Annotated in this window: 1 protein-coding gene; it reads left to right on the top strand. The window is 57.4% G+C overall.

Features of this window, described 5'->3' with window-relative positions; genetic code table 11:
• The first annotated feature begins 164 nt into the window (after window positions 1-164).
• Window positions 165-1184: an IS110 family transposase gene (locus G3O06_RS48265; protein ID WP_175712670.1), complete on the top strand. Its 1020-nt coding sequence runs from the start codon at window positions 165-167 to the stop codon at window positions 1182-1184.
• Window positions 1185-1505 lie beyond the last annotated feature (321 nt).

Here is a 1505-nt window from a genome sequence, read left to right as displayed (position 1 = left end):
CTGGCCAAGACCGTGCGGTCCGCCTTCGACTGGAAAAATGATATGAACGCCTCCCACCCGTGAGTGGCGTAGCTTGCAGGAAGGCTGAGCCTTACGGGCCAATGGCATCAAAGTGCCCAGATGGAAGACCATAGGGGTTTTCCTGGCAAACCGGAGGCTCCGAAATGAAGCACACGACAGTGGGTGTGGACATTGCAAAGAACGTGATGCAGCTCCATTACATCGACGCAGAGACGGGCGAGATCGTAAATAAGCCGGTAAAGCGAGCCGCGTTTCTGGAGCATTTCGCAAATTTGACTCCCCGCCTCATCGGCATGGAAGCGTGCGGTGGTTCCCAACACTGGGCCCGTAAACTGATCGCGATGGGCCATCAGGTGAAGTTGATGCCGGGCAAGTTCGTCAAGGCGTTCGCAATGGGTAACAAGAACGATGCGACTGATGCGCGAGCCATCTGGCTTGCCGTACAGCACGCAGGCAAGGCCGTCGCGGTGAAGACTGAAACGCAGCAGGCCGTGCTGGGGCTGCACCGGATGCGAGAGCAACTGGTGAAGTTCCGCACGATGCAGGTCAATAGTCTGCGCGGCTTGCTAACCGAATACGGTGAAGTGATGGCCAAGGGACGGGCTGCGCTCGACAAGGCAATTCCAAGTGTCCTGGAGCGGCTGGTTGATCGTCTGCCCTCGATCCTGATCGACACACTGCGAGAGCAGTGGAGTGGATTGTCGGAACTGGACAGACAGATTGCTGAAATTGAGCGGCGTCTGCAGGCGTGGCAGAGAGAGGACAAGGCATGCAAGGCGATTGTTGCCATACCGGGCGTTGGTCTGCTGACGGCGACAGCGGCAGTAGCCACTATGGGCGATGCGAAGACGTTCCGGTCCGGGCGCGAGTTCGCAGCCTGGATCGGACTGGTGCCACGGCAGACCGGTACGGGTGGCAAGGTCCAGTTACTGGGGATCAGCAAACGAGGAGATACCTATCTGCGCAAGCTGTTGATCCACGGGGCCCGAAGCGTGCTGTGTCTCGCAAAGGAACCCGGATTATGGGCCGAAGGCATCAAGAAGCGGCGACCGTTGAATGTAGCAGTCGTGGCACAAGCGAACAGGATGGCTCGCACGATCTGGGCGATCTTGGCGCACGACAGGCAGTACGACAAGGACTATGTGAGCGTGAAACCGGTCTGACCGGCGCACGTCGCGTAGAAGGTAGATCAATTTTTACAGGATGACACGTCGAAAGGTTGCGCTGGCAATCGTATGTAATGACAAAACAGGTCGGACCGGGACTCGCCAAACCTGAATCGCTGAGTGAGCTTCTAGCTCGTCGGAAAAATGAGGCGCGGGTCAGCGGATTTCATGGTGGGCCGCAGCATGTCAGGCTGCAACAAGCCCGGATATAAAGCTGCAACCCATCCTGTCGTAGTCAGCACACACGAAAAACCTTCGCAAACGGGAGGCGTTCATATAATCAGCGATGAACCAGTTTGCTATCCTGTTCGGCGAGCG

The sequence above is a fragment of the Burkholderia sp. Ac-20345 genome (genome assembly GCF_017104825.1).
In the GTDB taxonomy this organism is placed as follows: domain Bacteria; phylum Pseudomonadota; class Gammaproteobacteria; order Burkholderiales; family Burkholderiaceae; genus Burkholderia; species Burkholderia lata_B.
Note: the sequence above shows the minus strand (reverse complement) of the source record. Positions and strands in the feature narration are given on the sequence as shown.

Bases quoted from the DNA above. Each gene is read 5' to 3' on its own strand.
- G3O06_RS48265 (WP_175712670.1), top strand. From the start codon at position 165: ATGAAGCACACGACAGTGGGTGTGGACATTGCAAAGAACGTGATGCAG.